Origin of the sequence: Roseovarius sp. D0-M9, from assembly GCF_037083805.1 — a bacterium.
Taxonomy (GTDB): Bacteria; Pseudomonadota; Alphaproteobacteria; order Rhodobacterales; family Rhodobacteraceae; genus Roseovarius.
Window position 1 is genome coordinate 128,659 of sequence record NZ_JBAPKZ010000001.1, and the last position, 19,293, is coordinate 147,951.

At 61.6% G+C, this 19,293-nt stretch carries 19 protein-coding genes; 15 read left to right on the top strand and 4 right to left on the bottom strand.

The features are described 5' to 3' along the window. The first annotated feature begins 12 nt into the window (after positions 1-12). Positions 13-384 (top strand): response regulator, encoded by a 372-nt coding sequence (locus V8352_RS00670; protein WP_336422320.1) that lies wholly within the window; start codon positions 13-15, stop codon positions 382-384. A 45-nt stretch (positions 385-429) separates the two neighbouring features. Here V8352_RS00670 and V8352_RS00675 read toward each other — a convergent pair whose 3' ends face one another. Beyond that, positions 430-1,110 (bottom strand): response regulator transcription factor, encoded by a 681-nt coding sequence (locus V8352_RS00675; RefSeq protein ID WP_336422321.1) that lies wholly within the window; start codon positions 1,108-1,110, stop codon positions 430-432. A 941-nt stretch (positions 1,111-2,051) separates the two neighbouring features. Here V8352_RS00675 and V8352_RS00680 point away from each other — a divergent pair. The 8 genes from V8352_RS00680 to V8352_RS00715 all read left to right on the top strand — a co-directional run bounded on the left by V8352_RS00680 (position 2,052) and on the right by V8352_RS00715 (position 12,119). Continuing rightward, positions 2,052-5,456, top strand: coding sequence for a PAS domain-containing protein (locus V8352_RS00680; protein ID WP_336422322.1), 3,405 nt, complete (start codon positions 2,052-2,054; stop codon positions 5,454-5,456). A gap of 226 nt (positions 5,457-5,682) precedes the next feature. After that, on the top strand, positions 5,683-5,847 hold the full coding sequence (locus V8352_RS00685; protein WP_336422323.1) for a Flp family type IVb pilin: 165 nt from the start codon (positions 5,683-5,685) through the stop codon (positions 5,845-5,847). Positions 5,848-5,971: 124 nt separating this feature from the next. Next, positions 5,972-6,469, top strand: coding sequence for an A24 family peptidase (locus V8352_RS00690; protein WP_336422324.1), 498 nt, complete (start codon positions 5,972-5,974; stop codon positions 6,467-6,469). A gap of 33 nt (positions 6,470-6,502) precedes the next feature. Continuing rightward, positions 6,503-7,279, top strand: coding sequence for a Flp pilus assembly protein CpaB (gene cpaB / locus V8352_RS00695; protein ID WP_336422325.1), 777 nt, complete (start codon positions 6,503-6,505; stop codon positions 7,277-7,279). Between the two features lie 44 nt (positions 7,280-7,323). Beyond that, positions 7,324-8,589 (top strand): AAA family ATPase, encoded by a 1,266-nt coding sequence (locus V8352_RS00700; RefSeq protein ID WP_336422326.1) that lies wholly within the window; start codon positions 7,324-7,326, stop codon positions 8,587-8,589. A gap of 46 nt (positions 8,590-8,635) precedes the next feature. Then, positions 8,636-10,114: an ATPase, T2SS/T4P/T4SS family gene (locus V8352_RS00705; protein WP_336422327.1), complete on the top strand. Its 1,479-nt coding sequence runs from the start codon at positions 8,636-8,638 to the stop codon at positions 10,112-10,114. Positions 10,115-10,136: 22 nt separating this feature from the next. After that, complete coding sequence (locus tag V8352_RS00710) at positions 10,137-11,129, top strand: type II secretion system F family protein (protein ID WP_336422328.1); 993 nt, start codon at positions 10,137-10,139, stop codon at positions 11,127-11,129. 12 nt (positions 11,130-11,141) lie between these two features. Continuing rightward, the gene (locus V8352_RS00715; protein ID WP_336422329.1) at positions 11,142-12,119 is read left to right on the top strand and encodes a type II secretion system F family protein; all 978 of its coding nucleotides are present in this window, start codon (positions 11,142-11,144) and stop codon (positions 12,117-12,119) included. Between the two features lie 81 nt (positions 12,120-12,200). Here V8352_RS00715 and V8352_RS00720 read toward each other — a convergent pair whose 3' ends face one another. Beyond that, positions 12,201-12,632: an Hpt domain-containing protein gene (locus V8352_RS00720; protein ID WP_336422330.1), complete on the bottom strand. Its 432-nt coding sequence runs from the start codon at positions 12,630-12,632 to the stop codon at positions 12,201-12,203. 39 nt (positions 12,633-12,671) lie between these two features. Here V8352_RS00720 and V8352_RS00725 point away from each other — a divergent pair, with 39 nt between their 5' ends. From V8352_RS00725 to V8352_RS00745, 5 genes are all read left to right on the top strand, one after another. Then, positions 12,672-12,959: a hypothetical protein gene (locus tag V8352_RS00725; RefSeq protein WP_336422331.1), complete on the top strand. Its 288-nt coding sequence runs from the start codon at positions 12,672-12,674 to the stop codon at positions 12,957-12,959. A gap of 63 nt (positions 12,960-13,022) precedes the next feature. Next, positions 13,023-14,000 carry a sensor domain-containing diguanylate cyclase gene (locus V8352_RS00730; RefSeq protein WP_336422332.1) on the top strand — a complete coding sequence of 326 codons (978 nt, stop codon included), beginning with the start codon at positions 13,023-13,025 and terminating at the stop codon, positions 13,998-14,000. Positions 14,001-14,092: 92 nt separating this feature from the next. Continuing rightward, the gene (locus V8352_RS00735) at positions 14,093-14,866 is read left to right on the top strand and encodes an EAL domain-containing protein (RefSeq protein WP_336422516.1); all 774 of its coding nucleotides are present in this window, start codon (positions 14,093-14,095) and stop codon (positions 14,864-14,866) included. Positions 14,867-15,037: 171 nt separating this feature from the next. Next, positions 15,038-15,673, top strand: a complete 636-nt coding sequence (gene parA / locus V8352_RS00740) for a ParA family partition ATPase (protein WP_336422333.1) — start codon at positions 15,038-15,040, stop codon at positions 15,671-15,673. 89 nt (positions 15,674-15,762) lie between these two features. After that, on the top strand, positions 15,763-16,053 hold the full coding sequence (locus V8352_RS00745; RefSeq protein ID WP_336422334.1) for a hypothetical protein: 291 nt from the start codon (positions 15,763-15,765) through the stop codon (positions 16,051-16,053). A 63-nt stretch (positions 16,054-16,116) separates the two neighbouring features. Here V8352_RS00745 and V8352_RS00750 read toward each other — a convergent pair whose 3' ends face one another. Both V8352_RS00750 and hemN read right to left on the bottom strand, forming a co-directional pair. Further along, positions 16,117-16,797, bottom strand: coding sequence for a L,D-transpeptidase (locus tag V8352_RS00750; RefSeq protein ID WP_336422335.1), 681 nt, complete (start codon positions 16,795-16,797; stop codon positions 16,117-16,119). 199 nt (positions 16,798-16,996) lie between these two features. Continuing rightward, positions 16,997-18,340, bottom strand: a complete 1,344-nt coding sequence (gene hemN, locus V8352_RS00755) for an oxygen-independent coproporphyrinogen III oxidase (protein ID WP_336422336.1) — start codon at positions 18,338-18,340, stop codon at positions 16,997-16,999. Between the two features lie 70 nt (positions 18,341-18,410). On the opposite strand from hemN, the gene fnrL reads away from it, so the two are divergent. Further along, positions 18,411-19,142, top strand: a complete 732-nt coding sequence (gene fnrL / locus V8352_RS00760) for a transcriptional regulator FnrL (RefSeq protein ID WP_336422337.1) — start codon at positions 18,411-18,413, stop codon at positions 19,140-19,142. Positions 19,143-19,293: the final 151 nt, after the last annotated feature.

A 19,293-nucleotide genomic window follows, 5' to 3' on the forward strand; every position in this document is an offset into this window, starting at 1 on the left:
AGTGGGCGGTAAATGGTAAAGTCAGACAAGAAATTGCTCGTCGTTGACGACGATCACATGATGCGCGAGTTTACCGAACGCGTGTTGATCTCCCTAGGGCATGAATGTGTTACCGCCGGGGATGCTGCGTCCGCTTTGCTGCGGTTGCAAGATGATGCCGATATTCGGGTTCTTATCATAGACATCCGCTTGGGGTGCGGGCCGGGCGGTGCGCAGCTGGCAAAGGATGTCCTCGCGATCAAACCGGATCTGGGGATAATCCTGACCTCGGGTGATCCCGACGCTTTGCAAACTGCCAAAATGAAAATCAAGCAGAACGTGGAAGTCTTGCCAAAACCATACCGTCGCCGTGATCTGGCGGCGCGCCTGTCCGTTTGGCTGTAAGGGCTGGATCACACGCGCTGGCAGGGTGACGGTGGGTTTGATCTTTTACTGACCGTTTTCCTTAAGAAGCTTTGTGCCGAGCATGGCAGCCTCGACGCGGTTCGAGGCGCCCAGAATTTGGAAGATGAAAGAAAGGTGAAACTTTACGGTGCTGGGATTGATGCCCAGCTCGCGCGCAATCGCCTTGTTCGGATGTCCTGCAACGAGAAGCTTAAGCACCTCCAACTGACGAGGCGTCAGTGCGGACAGAGGGACCGAAGGGGGGCGGCGATCGGTATGGCGATCTGCTGCGGCCTTGCCCTCCTGCGGGGTGAAGGGGGGCACATAGACGGCCCCATCGGCAATCTGCTGAAGCGCGCTTTCCGTTTCGCGAATGCCCAGACCCTTGTTGATGAAGCCTTGCGCCCCTGCTGAGAGCGCCATGAGGATGTCCTCGCGCGATCGGGAGGCCGACAGCACCACAAGGCGGCTGTCGGGTTGCGCGGTTTTGCAGGTCTCCAGCAGGTGACGGTTTTCGATGCCGGGCATGTTCAGATCGACGAGGCAAAGGCCGAAAACCGTGTTGCCCGAAAGCTGCTCGATGGCCTCCTGTGCCGCCGCGCAAATGACGACGGTCTCAACTCCAAAACGCTCGCACAGGACGGTTTCTATGGCGACACGAAAGAATTCGTCATCGTCAATGACGATGATCGGCGAGAGCGCTGACAGTGCAATCTGGGGCGACATGATTTTTTGGTCCCTTCTCGTTCCGTGTGGGTAGTCGGGCGCACCGGTGCTTGAGCCGCTCCCATATTTCGTGCCTTCGGTAGGCGCGTCCGACGCGGAGACCTCAGCCATCGCAGCGNTTTTTTCGATGAGACTGAAGCTCCCTAAGATTTTTCCTTGGCTGGACCGATCTGGCGTTGGGTCAGCCTTTAGCTGAACTGGGCCGCATTCTGACAGAAAGAATGGGCTCGGACGAAAGGTGTTTTGGACGTTCCTGCGATGCGCCAAATTGTCACAACCATAGCACGAAATAAACGAGCGAAATACAACAATAACGGGTGCAACTCGTGTTTTTTTGAGTAAGAGTAAACAGCGCTACTCTTTGGGAGACTACCATATAGCTGAAGCAAACGGCCGTCTAGGCAAGAGGCTGTGATAATTTATAGAAGACACAGCGCTTATTTCTGGTCGGATAAATTTTATACAACTGGGGAATTATGGGGTGGTATGGCGGAAATTCCCATTGGCCTGAACACTTTTTGAGGTTAGAATTTGGCAAGGTTATAGCCGACCCCCAAAGCGCCACCTCAACCAATCATGATTTTCCTTGATCGTTGTGGCCCTAGGACTTTTTGAGGGCCAATGGCGATGAAAACGCGCTCCCAATTTCTGTTGGATTGCCGTTTTTTCGCGCAATGACGCAAAAGGCACGTTGCGCCGAATGCGATGAATTAGATAACGATCGGGACGTCATGGCGTTTGATAAACCATTGAAACACATATCTGTTTTAATGCTTTCATGTGTGGTTCTCGTTGGTGGCGTCGCCGAAGGCTTCGGAAAAAGCCGAAATGATAATGAGCAGTCAAAGCGCCTCCATGATCGCGCCCCACCTGCGACGAGGCAGTTTCCGCAGCTTTCGGGCTTTGGGGATGTGGTGTCCCCAGGGGCGGTGGGACTGGAGTTGGCCTCCGTTGATTTTACCCGCACCGATCTGGCTGAAGCAGGCCGGGCAGGGCTGGTCCGCGAGGCGTCTTATGGGCACCGCAGTTTTCCTGCCATCGCGGCCGTGCCGCAGGCCGGTCTGATATCGGGTCTGCCGTGGACGTCAGTGATGGCGGCGCTGGCGGGGCTCGTGATCGGACTGGGTGCGTCCCTTTTTGCCATGCGGCGCCAGCAACGCCGGATGGGGGCACCGATTCGCCGCATGCTTGGTGCCGCATCCCCCGAATCTGGTGGCGCCGCGCTAGAGAACGATCTGCCGGGTGCTCTTGGGCACCTCGAAAACGCATTCGATGACATGGCCGTGCGCCTAAATGCCCAGGGCGTCACGCTGGATCAGGCGTGCGAGCTTGCCGGTCTGGGCGTGTGGACAATCCTTCCGGATCGCAAATCCGTGCGCGCGTCCCGCCAAATCCAGGTGCTTCTGGGCCTTCCCGAAGAGGGCGGAGTAGTGCAACTCGACGACCTGCGCGAACGGATCGTGTCGGACGACCGTGAGGTTTTCGATGCCGCCTTGGAGCGCGCCGTAGAAGAGGCCCGGATGACGGATGTGGAGTTCCGCGCCACCGACGCAGCCGGAGATGTCCGCGTTTTTTATGCCCGGACGGGGCCGGACGGGGCGGTAGCAGGCGACACCGAAGGCGCGATATCTGGCATCCTTCAGGATATAACCGACCTTCGCAACAAGGAGACGGCGCTGGCAAGGTCGCAAAAGCTCGAACGGCTTGCCGGGAAGTTGGCGAATGTCGGCGCTTGGCGCTATGAAGTCGAGACCCGCATGTTTACCGGGACGCGCGAGACGGCCAAACTGGTCGGTATCGAGGGTGACTGGAATTTCCCCGTAGAGGAGGCAATGGACCGCCTTCTGGCCGGCAAGGACCGCGCGCGGATGGAGCGCAGTTTCTGGACATGCGTGGGAACTGGCGCTGCCTTTGACGAGGTTGCGAAATACCGCAGGTATGATGGCAAGGAGACCTGGCTGCGCGTGACAGGCGAGGCAGAGCGCGATGCGTCTGGCACCATCGTCGCCGTTCACGGCGCCACTCAGGATGTTGACGAACTGGTCACCGCCACCATCGCCGCCGAAGAGGTGCGCGGGCTTTTGCAGACGATACTGGACGGGCTGTCGGGTGGCTTTGTCATTCATGATCGCGACGGCACGATCCATTACATGAACCGCAGGGCGCACAGCATTCTGGGTGTGGCTGAACTCGAACTGGTGGGCGAGAATATCTGGCGCGATATCCCGTTGGCCGCCGAATCCAGGCTGGAGCAGATGGTCACCGAGGCGGTGGCAACGGGCCAGTGCCAGAGCTTTGAGGCAGCGATTCCCACGCCCAGACACTGCGTCAAGGTCACGGTGCATCCCACCTCGGCAGGTGTCGCCATCTACCTATACGACGTGACCGAGGAGCGCGACACCAACGCGCGCTTGCGCCTGCTGGACGCCGCCGTCGCGCAAGTCAGCGACGTGGTGCTGATCACCGAGGCGAAAAACGTCGATCTGCCCGGCCCGCGTGTGGTCTTTGCAAACGACGCTTTTACCACGATGTCCGGCTATTCACTGGACGAGATCCTCAGCGCAACACCGCGCCTGCTGCAAGGGCCGGAGACCGAACGGGAACGCTTGGACGAAATTCGCAGCGCCATCGTGGCCCAGAGGCCCATACGCACGGAAGTGACGAATTATCGCAAGGACGGCACCCCTTTCACGACAGAGATGGACATCACCCCGCTGTTCAACTCGGCAGGCGAGTGCACCCATTTCGTCTCGATCCAGAGAAACACGACCCGGCGGCGCGCGACCGAAAGTTGTCTGCGCGCCCGCGAAGAGCAGTTCCGACTTGCCAGCCTGGCAAGCCAGGACATCATCTGGGATTGGGACATGCAGACGGGTGTGATCTGGAACAGCGACAACTCCGGGACGATCTTTGGCAAGATCTCCGAATGGCACGTCGAACACATCATGGAGGGCCGTATCGAGAACGTGCTCGAGCGGATCCATCCCGACGACCGATTGAAAATCACCGAAAGCCTTGATGCCGCATTGACCGGGGATGCCGAGGCGTGGCGATCAGAATACAGGATCAAGGCACAGGACGGCTCGTGGCGCACCTTGGCCGACAAGGCATTCATCGTCCGGGACGAGGACGGCACACCGCGCCGGATGGTGGGTGCCATGACGGATGTCACCGACCTGCGGGCCCTTGATGCGCGGTTGCATCAGGCACAAAAGCTGGAAACAGTCGGTCATTTGACGGGCGGTATTGCGCATGATTTCAATAACTTGCTTACGATCATCCTGGGCAACTGCGACATTTTGCTCGATGATATGGGGGAGGGGTCGTCGCTGCGCCCGTTGCTTCAGTCAATCGAGGATGCGGCCGAGCGCGGCGCGCGTGTCTCGAGCGATCTTCTGGCCTTCTCCCGGCGCCAGACACTGGAAATGCGGCCTACGGACGTAAACGCGCTGATTCGCCGGTCGGCCAGCCTTTTTGAACGCGCCGCGGATGCCAGTATCGAACTGCTTTACGATCTGACTGACGCGCCGATGATTGCCCATGTGGATCCTGACAAGCTGGAGGCGGCGCTGCTCAATCTTGTCGTCAACGCCGTCGCGGCGATCGAGCAAGGAGGGCAGATCACCTTGAGGACGCGGTACAAGACGGTTGAGGACAGCAACCATGAAAACCATCCCGGCCCCGGAAACTACATCCGGATCGACGTCTCGGACAACGGCTGCGGTATGGCACCGGAAGTCGTGGAACGTGCCTTCGAGCCGTTCTTTACCACAAAGGAGCCGGGGGTCGGCACGGGCATGGGCCTGAGTTCGGTCTATGGCTTCGTGAAGCAATCTGGCGGCCATGCCCGTATCAAGTCCGAACCGGGCGAGGGCACGACCGTCATCCTCAGCTTTCCAGAGTCCAGAGAGCCAGCGGCAGCCACTCCGCCAAAGCCCCCCACGGTGCCAAGCCGGGAAACCGGGCAGCGTATCCTGCTCGTCGAGGACGATGCCGATCTGCTGGCATTCGTGCACACTGCGCTGAGTCGGTCGGGATACCGCATCGTGGAGGCTGTGAACGGGGCGAAAGCGCTGGAGCTATTGGAGCAGGATGGAGATTTTGACCTGCTCTTTACCGACATCGTCATGCCCGGCGGCGTGAATGGCGTTCAACTCGCCCGAAAAGCACAAGAGCTGCACCCAGATCTCAAGGTGCTTTTCACATCCGGATATGCGCGGGATGCTCTGCCCAAGGAAAGGCATGTGCCCAGCAATATACCGATGCTTTTCAAGCCCTTCCGCACGAACGAGCTGATCGCGAAGGTCGAGGATGCGCTTGCCGGCGAGGCCAACCCCGAGGCGTAAGGCCGGGCTGAACGTCGCAAACGCAGGGCCGGACTCCGGCCATGTCAACTCCTGAACATACCTGCCCAAATGGCCAGTCCACCACGCTAGCTGGTGATTGGCGCCAGTGCGCCTCATGTTCGGGTGTAGACGACGCCTCGTCCACGGCGCTCGTCGCATCGGGACCGCAGCGTCGATCGACGTGCCGGTTTGGCCGGATAACCCAGTAATGAAGGGCTTTTTTTACATGTTGTACCTCATCAAGAACCTCAAGCGGAACGACTCCGGCGCGACTGCCATCGAGTATGGCTTGATCGCCGCTCTCGTGGCCGTGGGCCTCATCACAGCGCTTACGACCCTCGGCACTGACCTAGCCGGTATTTTCGGCGAAGTTTCCACCGAGCTTCAGTGAGATGACGGCACCGGCGGTTAACTTCCCGTCGTTTTTCTCGATCCGCACCGCCATTTCCGTCACTATGACGGCAAGGCGGTGCGGCCCGATCCGGCAATAAACGACCTCAGTACGGCGCACCATCATGCATGACGGTATCCTGATCCTGGCGTCGGTCTGGTTCATCAGTGCGCATATCTGGGCCGCCACAAGCGATGCGGTGCAGATGCGCATTCCGAATGCGCTCGTCCTCTATCTGCTGGCTGGCTTTGCGGTAACTGCCGCCCTGTCGCCCCCTGACTTGGCTGAGATTGCAGGCCGCAGTGCTGTCTGCGCGGCGATCCTTGCAGGCGGGATGATCCTCTTTGCACGCGGGTGGATGGGGGGCGGCGACGTCAAGCTGCTTGCCGTAACCGCGCTCTGGCTCGGACCTGCGGCGACGTCCGGATTTCTCTTGCTGACGGCCATGGCTGGCGGGGTGCTGACCTTGGCTGTCGTTGCGCATCACGCCCGTGCCCAGCGGATGGGCGATGCGCACACCCCGGCAGACCGTTTGCCGCCTCGCGTGCCCTACGGAATCGCCATTGCGGCGGCGGCGCTCGCCACCGTTTTCCTACGCCCTGGGGCTCTCGTGACGGGCTGAACGCTCTCACTCGCCGCTGCTTGGAGGACATAAATGCTTAGACCTCTCATCTTGATTGTCGCCTTGGTGGCGGGGGGCGGTGCCGCGTGGATCGCGGCGCAGAATACCGGCCCTGCATCCGATCCGGTCGCCGAGACACCGGCACCTGCCGCCACGGAGCGCACTGCGGTGCTGGTCGCTGCGCAAGACGTGCCGCGGGGCGATCAAGTGGCCGCCGGGGCCATGAAATGGCTGGACTGGCCCGCCGATGCGGTGCCGGCCACCTTCATCGAGCGCACGGCGCGGCCCGAGGCGCTCAACCAGCTTTCAGGTCGGTATGCCGCCCGCCCGCTTGCGGCGGGTGAGCCGATTTCGGAGGCGGCCCTGTCGATGCACCCCAACGGGTTCCTCGCGGCGACGCTGGCGCCCGGAAAACGTGCGGTCGCGATCAATGTGAATGCGCAGAGCACCGCTGGCGGGTTCATCCTGCCGAATGATCGCGTCGATGTCCTGCACACGGTAAAGGCATCGCGCGAGAGTGAGGGCCGCACGGCCAGCAGCCGTACCCTTCTCAAGGGCGTCCGGGTTCTGGCCATAGATCAGACGACCGAGGACACCGAGTCGGGCACCGTCCTTGGCAAGACGGCGACCCTCGAATTGACCGAACGGCAGGTCGAAGTCGTCACCGCCGCCGAAACGACAGGCACGCTCTCGCTCTCGCTTCGGCCATTGGATGCAACACCGGCGGAGGCGTCGATGGAGATCGAGGCGCCCGTCCGAACAATCCGCGTCCGCCGCGGGACTGTCATAGAGGACGTCGAGATTAACTGACGTCGATCCCTCACCGTACCCCGCGTGAGGCAAAGGATACCAAGATGAAACATTCCGCAGTCATCAAAGAGGACGCCGCCCAGCCTACCGGCCTGCTGCCTTCAAGCGCGCGCGTGCCGCATCTGACGGCGGCCGTCTTCTGTCTGAACGATGCAACGCGCGCAATGATCGAACGTGCGCGCCAGGATCGCCGCCTGACCCGCGTCAAGACAGAGGTGAAGGACGGCGGCATCGCGCAGGCACGCCAGAGTTTTCAGAATGCACGGACGCCATCCCTCCTGGTTGTCGAGGTCTCTTCGGCGGGCGAGGCGCTGTTGGCCGAACTGGACGCGCTGGCCGAGGTCTGCGACCCCGACACCAAGGTGGTCGTGCTTGGGGCCGAGAATGACATCGCCCTCTACAGAACGCTAATGACACGCGGAATAGCTGACTACCTTGTTGGCCCGGTCACACCCTTTGCCTATGTCGCGATGGTCCAGAAGCTCTTTGCGCAAGAGGCCGAGGCGACGCTTGGTAAGGTCTATGCCTTCATCGGTGCCAAGGGCGGCGTCGGTGCGTCCACCCTCGCGCAGAATGTTGCCTGGACCATCGCCGAGGAGCGCGCCACCCCCACGCTCTTGCTGGATCTTGATTTCCGGTTCGGAACGGTTGCTGTGAACCTCGATCTGAAGATGGTGACGAAGCTTGAAAAATATATCGAGGATCCAAGCAAGCTCGACGCCGCGCTTCTTGACCGGCTGACGGTGCAGCGCGGGAATTACCTGAGCGTTCTGCCAGGTTTTGATGACCCCTTGGGCGACATCGATCCCGCCCCGGACGCGATCGAGCGGCTGATAGATATTGCGCGCGCCTCTTTCCCCGTCGTGGTTCTGGACCTGCCGAATGACTGGTCGGCGGCCTGCCGCAATGCGTTGACGCTGGCCGATGAGGTGATCGTGGTCGCATCGCCCGACCTGCCGAACCTGCGCAATGCACGGGCGCTGATGGTGAAACTGCGCGCCTTGCGACCCAACGATGCGTCGCCGCGCGTCATTCTCAACTCCTGCCACATGCCGAAACGCCGAGAGATTGCCGCCAGCAAGTTCGCCAAAAGTGTGGGCGTCCAAACCTGCGCGGCAGTGGCGTTCGATCCTAAGATCTTTGGCAACGCCTCGGCCGAGGGTCGCACGATCCGCGAGCAGGCGCCGCGCAGCAAGGCGCAAGGATGCATGCGGGACGTGGCGCGGGCCCTGACGGATCAAGGCAAGCCGCGGGCGCGCGGCGGGCTGGCCAAACGTCTCGGGCTGAGCAGGCTTCTGGGTCTTGGCTGAACGCGGAGCTCCGCGTCACGCCTTGCCGGAAATGGAGAGAACCGTCATGTCACCGACCTTTGGAAAACGAACCGCGCTTGGCAACTCTTCGCAAGGTGTCTCGCCCGTTCCCGCCGAGAAACGGCCCGCCAGCCCGCCTAGCACGCCGGAGCGCAAGCCCGTTGACGCGCCCCTGCGCGCGCCGCGCCCGCAAGAGGCCCCAGTGCCAGAGCGGATCACACCCAAGGTCGCGGCGCCGGAAACCGCCGCCGAATATATTGACCTCAAGAAGGAAATCTTTGGCGCGTTGATCGAAGCGATCAACATCACCGAGCTGGGGCGACTGGACCTTCAGGCTGCGCGCAGCGAGGTGGGCGACATTGTCAGCGATATCCTTGCGGCCAAGCGTGCCGTGCTGTCCAGCCGCGAACAGGCCGAACTGACCGAAGAGATCTGCAACGACGTGCTGGGCTATGGCCCCTTGGAGCCTTTGCTGGCGCGCGACGACATCTCGGATATCATGGTGAACGGCACCAACTTGATCTACATTGAGGTTGGCGGCAGGGTCGAGCAGACGAACATCCGCTTTCGCGACAATGAACAGCTTTTGAACATCTGCCAGCGCATCGTCAGCCAGGTTGGTCGCCGCCTCGACGAATCCAGTCCGATCTGTGACGCGCGTTTGCCGGACGGCAGCCGCGTCAACGTGATCGCGCCGCCGCTGGCGATCGACGGGCCCAGCCTGACGATCCGGCGATTCAAGAAGGATAAGCTGACGCTGGACCAACTGGTCGGATTCGGCTCGATCACGCCGGAAGGCGCCGAGATCCTCAAGATCATCGGCCGGGTGCGATGCAATGTCCTGATCTCGGGCGGCACCGGCTCGGGCAAGACGACGCTCTTGAATTGCCTCACCAAATATGTCGGGTCCGAAGAGCGTATCGTGACGTGTGAGGACAGTGCCGAGCTCCAGCTGCAACAGCCGCACGTCGTGCGGCTGGAAACCCGGCCTCCGAACGTCGAGGGCACGGGCGAAGTGACGATGCGCGATCTGGTCAAGAACTGCCTGCGGATGCGCCCCGAGCGGATCATCGTCGGCGAGGTCCGTGGCCCCGAGGCATTCGATTTGCTTCAGGCGATGAATACAGGCCACGACGGCTCGATGGGAACCCTGCACGCCAACACCCCGCGCGAGGCGCTTTCGCGGCTTGGCGCGATGATCACGATGGGCGGCTATGATCTGCCGTCGCAGACGATTCAGGAAATGGCGGTCTCGTCGATTGACGTCATCATTCAGGCGGTGCGCCTGAGGGACGGATCCCGGCGCATCACTCATATTACAGAAGTGCTCGGCATGGAGGGCGATGTGCCGATCCTTCAGGACATCTTTGTCTTCAAGATGCTGGGCGAGGACGAAAACGGGCGGATTCTGGGTCAGCATCAGTCGACGGGCATCGGGCGACCAGCGTTCTGGGATCGCGCCCGCTATTTCGGCGAAGAGGAACGCCTGTCTCGCGCCCTCGAAGCCGCGACAGCCTCAAATTGACCCAAGCCTTGGAAATGAACTGATGCAATTTGACATCTCGATGTTGGTGCTGCCCCTGATCGCGCTTGCCGTGGCGGGGCTGCTGATCGCGCTTTTTCTGCCTTGGGTGGAGGCGCATGAACGCAGGCAGCGGCGCATGGCGCTGGCCCTTGGCGGTGATGGCGGCGACGGCGCGCAGGCGTCCTCGAGCGGCAATCTTTCCTCGCGCCGCAAAGCGATCGAAAAGACCCTGCGGGAGCTGGAGGATCGCCAGGAGGCCCGCAAGAACCGGCGCCAACGCAAGGGCCTTGAGCCGCGCCTGCGAGAGGCGGGCCTTGACTGGCGCCCGCGTAGGTATTGGCTGCTTAGTGCTGCCATCGCGGCGGGCGCCTTCGCCGCGTCCCTGGGATTTGGTGTGCTGATTGCGGCCCTTGTCGGGCTGCTGGCCGGGCTCGCGCTGCCGCACATGTATGTGTCGTTGCTGCGCCGCCGCCGCTTTGCCAAGTTTTCAGCCGGATTTCCCGACGTGATCGATGTGATCGTCCGCGGCGTTCGGGCGGGGCGCCCGCTGGCCGACTGCATGGCCGTGGTCGCCGCCGACAGCGAGGATCCGATCCGCGGTGAATTCCGGCAGGTTGTCGAGGATCAATCCGTTGGACTGCCCATTCAGGAGGCGGTCGACCGGCTTGCCCTGCGCGTGCCGATCCAGGAGGTAGGCTTTCTGGCGATCGTCGTTGCAATCCAGAGCCGCGCGGGCGGCAGCCTGACCGAGGCCCTTGGCAATCTGTCGACGGTGCTGCGGGGGCGCCGGCAGTTGCAAGCCAAGGTCAAGGCGATGAGTGCGGAGGCCAAGACCTCGGCAGGGATCATCGGCTCGCTTCCCGTGGTCGTGGCGGCCCTCGTTCAACTGACAAGCCCCGAGTATCTCGCGGTTCTCTACCAAACGAATCTGGGCATCATGGTGCTGGTCGCCTGCGCGGCCTGGATGTCCATTGGCGTCTTCGTGATGCGCCAGATGATCAACTTTGACATGTAAAGGAGGCGCAGAATGCCAATCGACCTGACAGCCTCTGAGATGCAGCAGTTGCTCATTGCGCTTGCCGCCGTGGCGGCGTTCGGCGCCACCTTGGTGCTGGCATGGCCATGGGTCTTTCGTGACCGGCTGGCCGAGCGGATCGATGTGATCGAAAACGGCGCCCGCCAGTCGGGCCGCGCGGGGCGGTCCCGCAACGAGGCGAATGGCGCTAAACGTTCGCTGCTCTTTGCGAAAGAGCCGAATCGGATTTTCTCCGAAATCGTGGAAAGGCTGAGCTTGGTGCGTCTGGCCGATGAAAGCGGGGCGTCGCAGCTGTTGCGCATGGCGGGTCTGCGCGGACGGGCCCCGCTCATCGCCTATCTGGCCTCGCGGCTGATCGCCGCCACAGCGATGCCCGCCTTTGCATTTGCCTACATCAAGTTCATCCTGCAGCCGGATCTGCCCCTGCCGGTCATCCTCGCGATGGCATCCGCCGCGTCGATCATCGGATTTGCACTGCCCAAGCTTTATGTGCGCAACCTCATTTCCAAGCGGCACAACAGCCTGCGTCGCAGCTGGCCTGATGCGCTCGATCTGCTGCTGATCTGCGTCGAGTCCGGGATGAGCAGCGAAGCCGCGTTTCGCAAGGTGGCAGAGGAGATTGGTGCCCAGTCCAGGGAACTGGCCGAAGAGATGTCGTTGACCACGGCAGAGCTGGCGTACCTGTCAGACCGGCGCAAAGCCTATGAAAACCTTGGCACAAGGACGGGACTCGACAGTATCAAGGCCACCGTCATCGGCCTGATCCAATCTGAGAAATACGGCACCTCGCTGGGCCAGACGCTTCGGGTGCTGGCCAAGGAAAGCCGCGATTTCCGCATGTCCGCCGCCGAGAAAAAAGCAGCCGCGCTGCCGCCCAAGCTGACGGTGCCGATGATCGTCTTCTTTCTGCCGGTTCTCTTTGCCGTGATCGCAACGCCGGCTGTCATTCAGGCCATCGGGGGCCAATGATGAGCAGGACACACCCAAATCTGACTGCCGGTATCGGCACGCGCACACGCGCGCGCCATGTCAGCCCAGGCCGAGCGGCGATCAGTTGTCAGGGCCATCTGAACGGCTGGTATTGGCATCCAGAGCGGCCTGATCCGTCTCGCGCGCTGCGATCTCTGCTGCACGCCGTGCCTGCCATGTCCAATGGTCCAGCGCGGCCGTCACCCCTGCGTTCAAGCCCGATGCCTCATCAAGGTTTGCCGAGGCATTGGCAAGGGATGGAAAACCCAATACGCCGGCCCGGCCTGCGGTTCGATGCGCCATGTCTTGCAGCGCCTGAAGGTCCGGCGTGCCGCGCTCGATCCAGGACAGATGCTGCTCGAGTTCGGTGCCAAACAGGCGCAGGTGCGCCATCGCGGCCTCGGGCCCGAAAACATCAGACGCATCTGCAAAAGCGTCCAGATCGCGGATGCGATTTGCATCCCGATGCGCAGAATTCCGCTCATCTTGGTGCGCCGGATCTTGCTCATCCATAGCGTGTGCTCCGGCTTTGCTTACCTTGAAACATAGAGCATGAAAGATAGTACCATGAAATATCCAAAATACTGCGTCCCGGTCAAAGCGACCCTCGATAACGGCACCCAGCACTTCGGTGGGTTGCATGTCAGTCAGAACCAGCGGGTTCTGGACGTGCTTTGCGACGACCGGCCGTTTATTCCGTTCAAGTTGCGCGACCGCACCATTTTGCTGAACAAGTCCCGGCTGGTGCAAATCGACCTGCTGGAAATGTCCGAAATATCGGAACTGCGGGATGTTTTGCCCGAAGTGAATATCGATTACCTGAACGCAAACGACTGGTGAACAGCTCCAGACACCCGCTCGCGCCTTTCTGCCTTACTCCCGACACAGGAGCTTGATCACACCATGAACTTTCAACCTAGCAAACTTGATGACGAGTCAGGCCGCCGTGACGCGCTTGTTCGTCTGGATGCGCAAGCCCACAGCTCGGAGGCAAGTTTTGACCATATCACAGGGTTGCTTCAACTCATTCTCGATATGGAGATGGTCGCCATCAATTTTATCACCGCGAACAAGCAGATATCAAAGGCGCGGCAGGGGCTTGACGAAAAGGAATGCCCCCGAGATGTGGCGTTCTGCAATATCGCGATCCGCAAGTACGTACCGCTCGTGATAGAGGACACGCTTGAGGACGCACGTTTGCGCGACAATCCCTTCGTTACGGGCCCGCCCCATTTGCGCTGCTACGTCGGCGCGCCCCTGACGACGGCGGAGGGATACAATCTGGGTACGATCTGCGCCTTTGGAACGCAGCCAAGGGAATTCACGGCACGCGAGATCGCAATGGTCGAAAAATGTGCTGAACTGGTGATGGACCAGCTGGAATTGCGCAGTCAAGCCAACCGTGATTTCCTGACCGAGCTCTACAATCGGCGCAGCTTTGTGGCCGCGCTGGATTCCGAGCTGGCGCGACTCCGTCGAAGCAAGGGGACGGCGACTATCGCCTTCTTGGATCTCGATCACTTCAAGCACGTGAATGACACTTTTGGTCATCCGGCCGGGGACCGTGTCTTGAAGCAGTTCGCAGTCATCGTCACGAGCCACTGCCGTGAAAATGATCTGGTCGCACGCCTTGGGGGCGAAGAATTCGCGGTGCTGTTGCCGGATACCGATCTGGACGCGGCGCATGTCTGGGCAAAGAGGATGGGCTGGCAGGTCGCAAACACCCGGTTCGACGGCGACAACGAGATAAGCCTGACGGTAAGCGTCGGGCTGGCTCTGGTCGACGACACTCAGACAGGATCGGAGACGATCACGAAACTGGCCGACAACGCGCTTTACGAGGCGAAACGCCAGGGCCGAAACTGCGTGGTCGCAGCTTGATCATGGATGGACCTTATGACCTGTCCAAAAGCTATCTTCCGTGCGCGATTTACAGCACGGCCAATTCTGATGGGTCGAACGCAGTGACTGTGATGCCAAGCCGGGCGATTGAGGTCGGGGACCTCGCACGGTCCTTCGAAAACGGTGAGTTGCTTTTGCACTATCAGCCGCAGGTGGATATTTCGCAGCTCTGGCCGCAGATCATTGGATATGAGGCGCTTTTGCGTTGGCCGCTCATGGACGGGCGCTTTGTGCCGCCAGACCTTTTCATCCACGCCGCTGAACAAAGCGGTCTGGTCCTGTCGCTGGACATCTGGGTGATTGAAGCCGTCTGCAAGGAGCTCGCACGGATAAACACGAGCGGCGCACCGCGCATCATCGGTATGGCCGCCAATGTCAGCGCACAGCAGTTCGGAAGGCGTTATTTCGCGCAATCCGTTGCCGATATCGTGAGTCGGGCGGGGATTGACCCGAGTTGGTTGACGCTGGAAATCACCGAAAGAGCCATACTCGAGGACAGTGAAATAACGCTGGAAAACATCTATGCCCTTCGCGAGCTGGGTGTATCACTGTCGCTCGATGATTTCGGCACGGGCTATTCGTCGCTTTTCTACCTCAGAAGCTTGCCCATCCAGGAGGTTAAGCTGGACCGCAGTTTCGTCCGTGAGCTTCCCCATCGGCTTCGGGACGCGGCGATCATGCGCGCCACCATCGACCTTGCATCCGAGCTTGGTCTGCGCGTGATCGCAGAGGGTGTGGAACAGGCTTGCCAGGCCAGTTGGTTGCGACTGAACGGCTGCAGATTGATCCAAGGCTTCCTCTATGGTCAATCGGCGGCGCGCCCGGATAGCGCGTCCAGCTCGTGATCTGGTTGCCACCTCGAAGGCATCGCACTTTGCGGTAGCTCTGGCCAAGGACTGGGCGCAAGCGGCATGATGATCGCCTGCGGAGCGCAAGATCTGTCCGCCAATTAGGTTGGTGCAATTTCCTGTGGCCTGTGCCATGCTGCGGCGCAGCGCGGGCTGGCGGAGACAGGCATGACCGGGACGGTAATCACAATTGCCCAACAAAAGGGTGGCAGCGGCAAGACCACCTTGACGGTCAATCTGGCCGTCGGTCTGGCGGCGCTTGGCCATAAGGTGGCGCTGATCGACACCGACCCCCAAGGCAGTCTGGGGCGCTGGTTCATGGCCCGCCGTGAGCTGCTCTCCGATCCTGGGATGGAGTTTTCCACATCCTCCGCCTGGGGCGTGGACTACGAGGCGGGCAAGCTTGCCTCGTCCCATGACTTTGTGCTGGTCGACACGCCCCCCAAGGCCGATAGCGATCTGCGCCCGGCGCTGCGCAAGGCCGCGCTGGTGCTGGTGCCCGTTGCGACCAGTCACGTCGATCTATGGGCCACGGAAAGTGTTCTGGACCTTGCGCGCCGGGCGGATACGCCGTCGATGCTGGTTCTCAATCGCACCCGCGCCGGCACTCGGCTGGGCGCCGAGATCGCCGAGGAGGCGGCCAAGGTCGATGCCGCGCTGGCCGAAGGCGTGCTGGCCAACCGGATCATATACGCCGAGACGCTGGGGCGCGGCCAGGGCGTGCAGGACGCTGCCCCCAAGGGGCCTGCTGCCGCCGAGGTGGCGGCCCTCACGCGCGAAGTGCTGGCATATCTGGACACTTAGAGGGCGCCGCGTATGGCACGCGGCCGGAAAGCGCTGGTTCCGGGGCGCGGAATAGACCATTCTGCGGCCAACCAAAGGAGATGCGATTCATGAAGAAAATTGTCTGGATGCCCGCCGCCTGTGCGGCCTTGTTTCTGGCAGGTTGCGACGAGATGGGCACCACGGGCCAAAACGGTCAGGAAGGCTTCCTGTCTCCCGTACCGGAGGCAGTGGCACAGATGGCCGCACCCTATCAGGACATGACCGCCGTGCGCCTCGAGCCGTCGACCGGCTGCTTTGTCTACCGCCACCGGGGCCCGGTAGAGACGACGATGCTGCCGCTGCGCACCGAGGACGGTCGCGCGATCTGCACGGCCAAGGATGAGGCGCCCGCGACCTGACGCGCGCCCAAGAGATGCGGGCGCCGGGCGGCGTCCGCTTCACAGAGGATCTTCAGAGGATCTTCAGCTTTGCGCGGTGATCCGGTCTTCGGCCGGGTAGAGATAGGCGGTCGCGCCTGTCTCGACATGCTCGTAAAGATCGATGATATGCGCCATCACCATGCGCACGCAGCCCGAGCTGGCGCGCCCCCCGATGGAGCGCGGCTCTGGCGAGCCGTGAATGCGCAGGTAGGTGTCGCGATTGCCTACGAATAGATAGAACGCGCGCGATCCGAGCGGATTGTTCGGACCCGCATCCATGCCATCGGCGTGCTGTTCGTAGATCTCGGGGTCGCGCTCGATCATCGCGTCTGTGGGTATCCATGTGGGCCATTTGGCCTTGCGCCGAATGGTGTAAGTGCCCGGCTCATATAGGTTGCCTCGGGCAATGGCGACACCGTAGCGCATCGCTGTCCCGTCATCGCGGATATGGTAGATATAGCGCGCGATGGCATCGACATGGATATCGCCTGGACGCAGCCCCTCATTCGCCTCGACACGTTGCGGCAGGAACCGCGGGTCAAGGTTCCAAGGGTTCGACGTCGCCGGATCGTAGTTGGCCGGCGTCACCTGTGCATCCCAGCGCGCCCAGTTCGAGGGGTTCGATTTGGGGGCCGCACTGGCTGCACCGGGCAGCGTGGCAGGTAGCAGCGGGGCCGAAAAGAGGGCCGCGCCCGAAATCACGAAATGGCGTCTGGTCAACATAGGTCTAAGAGATCCTCGAATTGCGGCGGTTTGTAGTTATTGAACGAATAACGGCCAGCTTCCCAGCAAAGATCCGCCCACCCGCCGATTTTTCAGTCGTCTGGCCTCTTATACCTGCAAAAATGAAAAACCGAAGGCGGAAATGCCTCCGGTTTCATGCTGTCTGGGAAAAAGGCTGGCCAGATTCGGCCAAATTCAGTCAGATCGCGGCGCTGTGGCGCTGGGCCGAGATGGCGTAGGCGTCGAACTCCATCGCGATCATGCGCGCAAGGTGGCGCGCCTCGGGCTTGATTTCCAGCGCGCCCTCCGCGCTCAGCGTCACCGCGCCCTCCCACGCGGCCGCGGCGCGTGCCGTCCACTCCGCGACCGCCTCGCGATCGGCAAAGAGGGCCGGGATCACTCGAAAATCACAAAGCAGGCGCTCGATCACCGCGCTGCGCAGCCGGTCCTCGCCGCTGTCGGCGTGCCCGCGCACAGTTGCGGGGCGCCCGGTCTCGATGCGTGCCTTCCATGCGGCGGTTGCGGGCGCGTTCTGGGCATAGCCCTGCGGCAAGCGCGAGATGGACGAGGCGCCTAGGCCGATCAGCGTTTTTGCGCTATCGGTCGTGTAGCCTTGAAAATTGCGGTGCAGCACACCTGCATGGGCGGCAATGGCCATGGTATCGTCCGGTTTGGCAAAATGATCGATGCCGATGGCGCTAAATCCGGCGGCCTTGATGCGCGTCGCGGCGCGCTGCGACATCTCCAGCCGCTCGCGCCCATCCGGCAGATCGTCCTCGCGGATCATGACCTGCCGCTTGGAGGCCCAAGGCACATGCGCATAGCCGTAAAGGGCGATGCGATCAGGCTCGAGCGACAGGGCCATGTCCAAGGTGCGCTGAAGGCTGGCCTGCGTCTGGTTCGGCAAACCATAGAGCAGGTCGAGATTGATCGCGTCGATGCCGCGCTGGCGCAGCCCGAGGGTGGCGTCGCGGGTCTGCTCGAAACTTTGCGGGCGGCCAATGGCCTTTTGCACGGCAGGCTCAAAATCCTGCACGCCAAGGCTGGCGCGGGTCACACCGGCCTCTGCCAGCGCATCGAGGCGGGCATCGTCCAGTTCGGTCGGATCCACTTCGACCGAGATCTCGGCGCCCGGTGCGCGCGGGAAATGTGCGTCCAGCATGCCAAAGAGGCGGCGTAGCAAATCGGGCGGCAAAAATGTCGGTGTGCCGCCCCCCAGATGCAGATGCGACACGCGCACGCCTTGGGGCAGGGCCGCCGCGATGATGCCCGCCTCGGCCACCAGCGCATCTACGTAGGGCGCGAGGGGGGCCTCGCTGAGCGTGCCTTGGGTGCGGCAGGCACAGAACCAGCAAAGGCGCCGGCAAAACGGAATATGTACATAAAGCGATACGCTGCTGCCCGGCGCGATCTGCGACAACCAGTCCAACATGGTATCGGGCCCGACGGTTGGCCCGAACTGTGTGGCGGGTGGGTAGCTGGTATATCGCGGTGCGCGTGCAGCCAGAGCCCGTTCGGTCAGCTGTGGATCAAGTTGTGTCATAGACTCCAAATGATGCGTGAAATACGCACAGTGCCTTGATCGAGGTCAAATGAAGTGACAAAGATAACCAATGACGCGTGTAGACCTCCAAATTGCCAAATCGGCCTGTTCCGAATGCCCGATTCGGCATCGCGCGGTATGTGCCACTTGCGAGCCCGAAGAATTGGCGCGTCTTTCCGATATGAAATCCTACCGCTCGTGGCGCGCGGGCGAGACGATCCTGCTGGAGGGGGCGGACCTGCCTTTCGTCGGCTCGATCGTGCGCGGCTGCGCGACGCTGACCCGTTCGATGGAGGATGGGCGCGTGCAGATGGTCGGCCTCCTGATGCCGTCCGACTTCGTGGGTCGCCATGACCGCGACACCGCCGCCTACGAGGTGGTCGCGGCGACGGATGTGACCTTCTGCCTTTTCAAACGTGGCGATTTCCGCACGATGCTGGCCGAGACGCCGCATGTGATGGAGCGGATGCTGCAAATGTCGCTGGACGAGTTGGACGCCGCGCGCGACTGGATGATTTTGCTCGGGCGCAAGACTGCGCGCGAGAAGGTGGCGACGCTTTTGGCCAATATTCTGCGCCGTGCCGCCTCTGCGGGGCACCCCTTGCGGGCCGAATTGCCGCTGACGCGCGATGCGATGGCCTCATACCTCGGGCTGACGATCGAGACCGTCAGCCGACAGATGACCAGCCTGCGCAAGGAGGGCCTGATCGAGATGCAGGGCCATCGCGGGATTTCCTGTGCCGATCTTCCTGCGCTTTTGACCGCGGCGGGCGACGACGAAGACGGTCTGCCGCTGGCCTGATTTTACACCCCCGCTGCCCTTTTGGCAGCTGAGGGGAATGCGCGCCGTCTGCAAGTCCGGCGCGCGTCAAAAAATGTTTAATTATCGCCGCTCATCCGGACTTACTTGACCTGAATCAAAGAGCGGCGGCACTGCGTGGGGCATGCCCCAG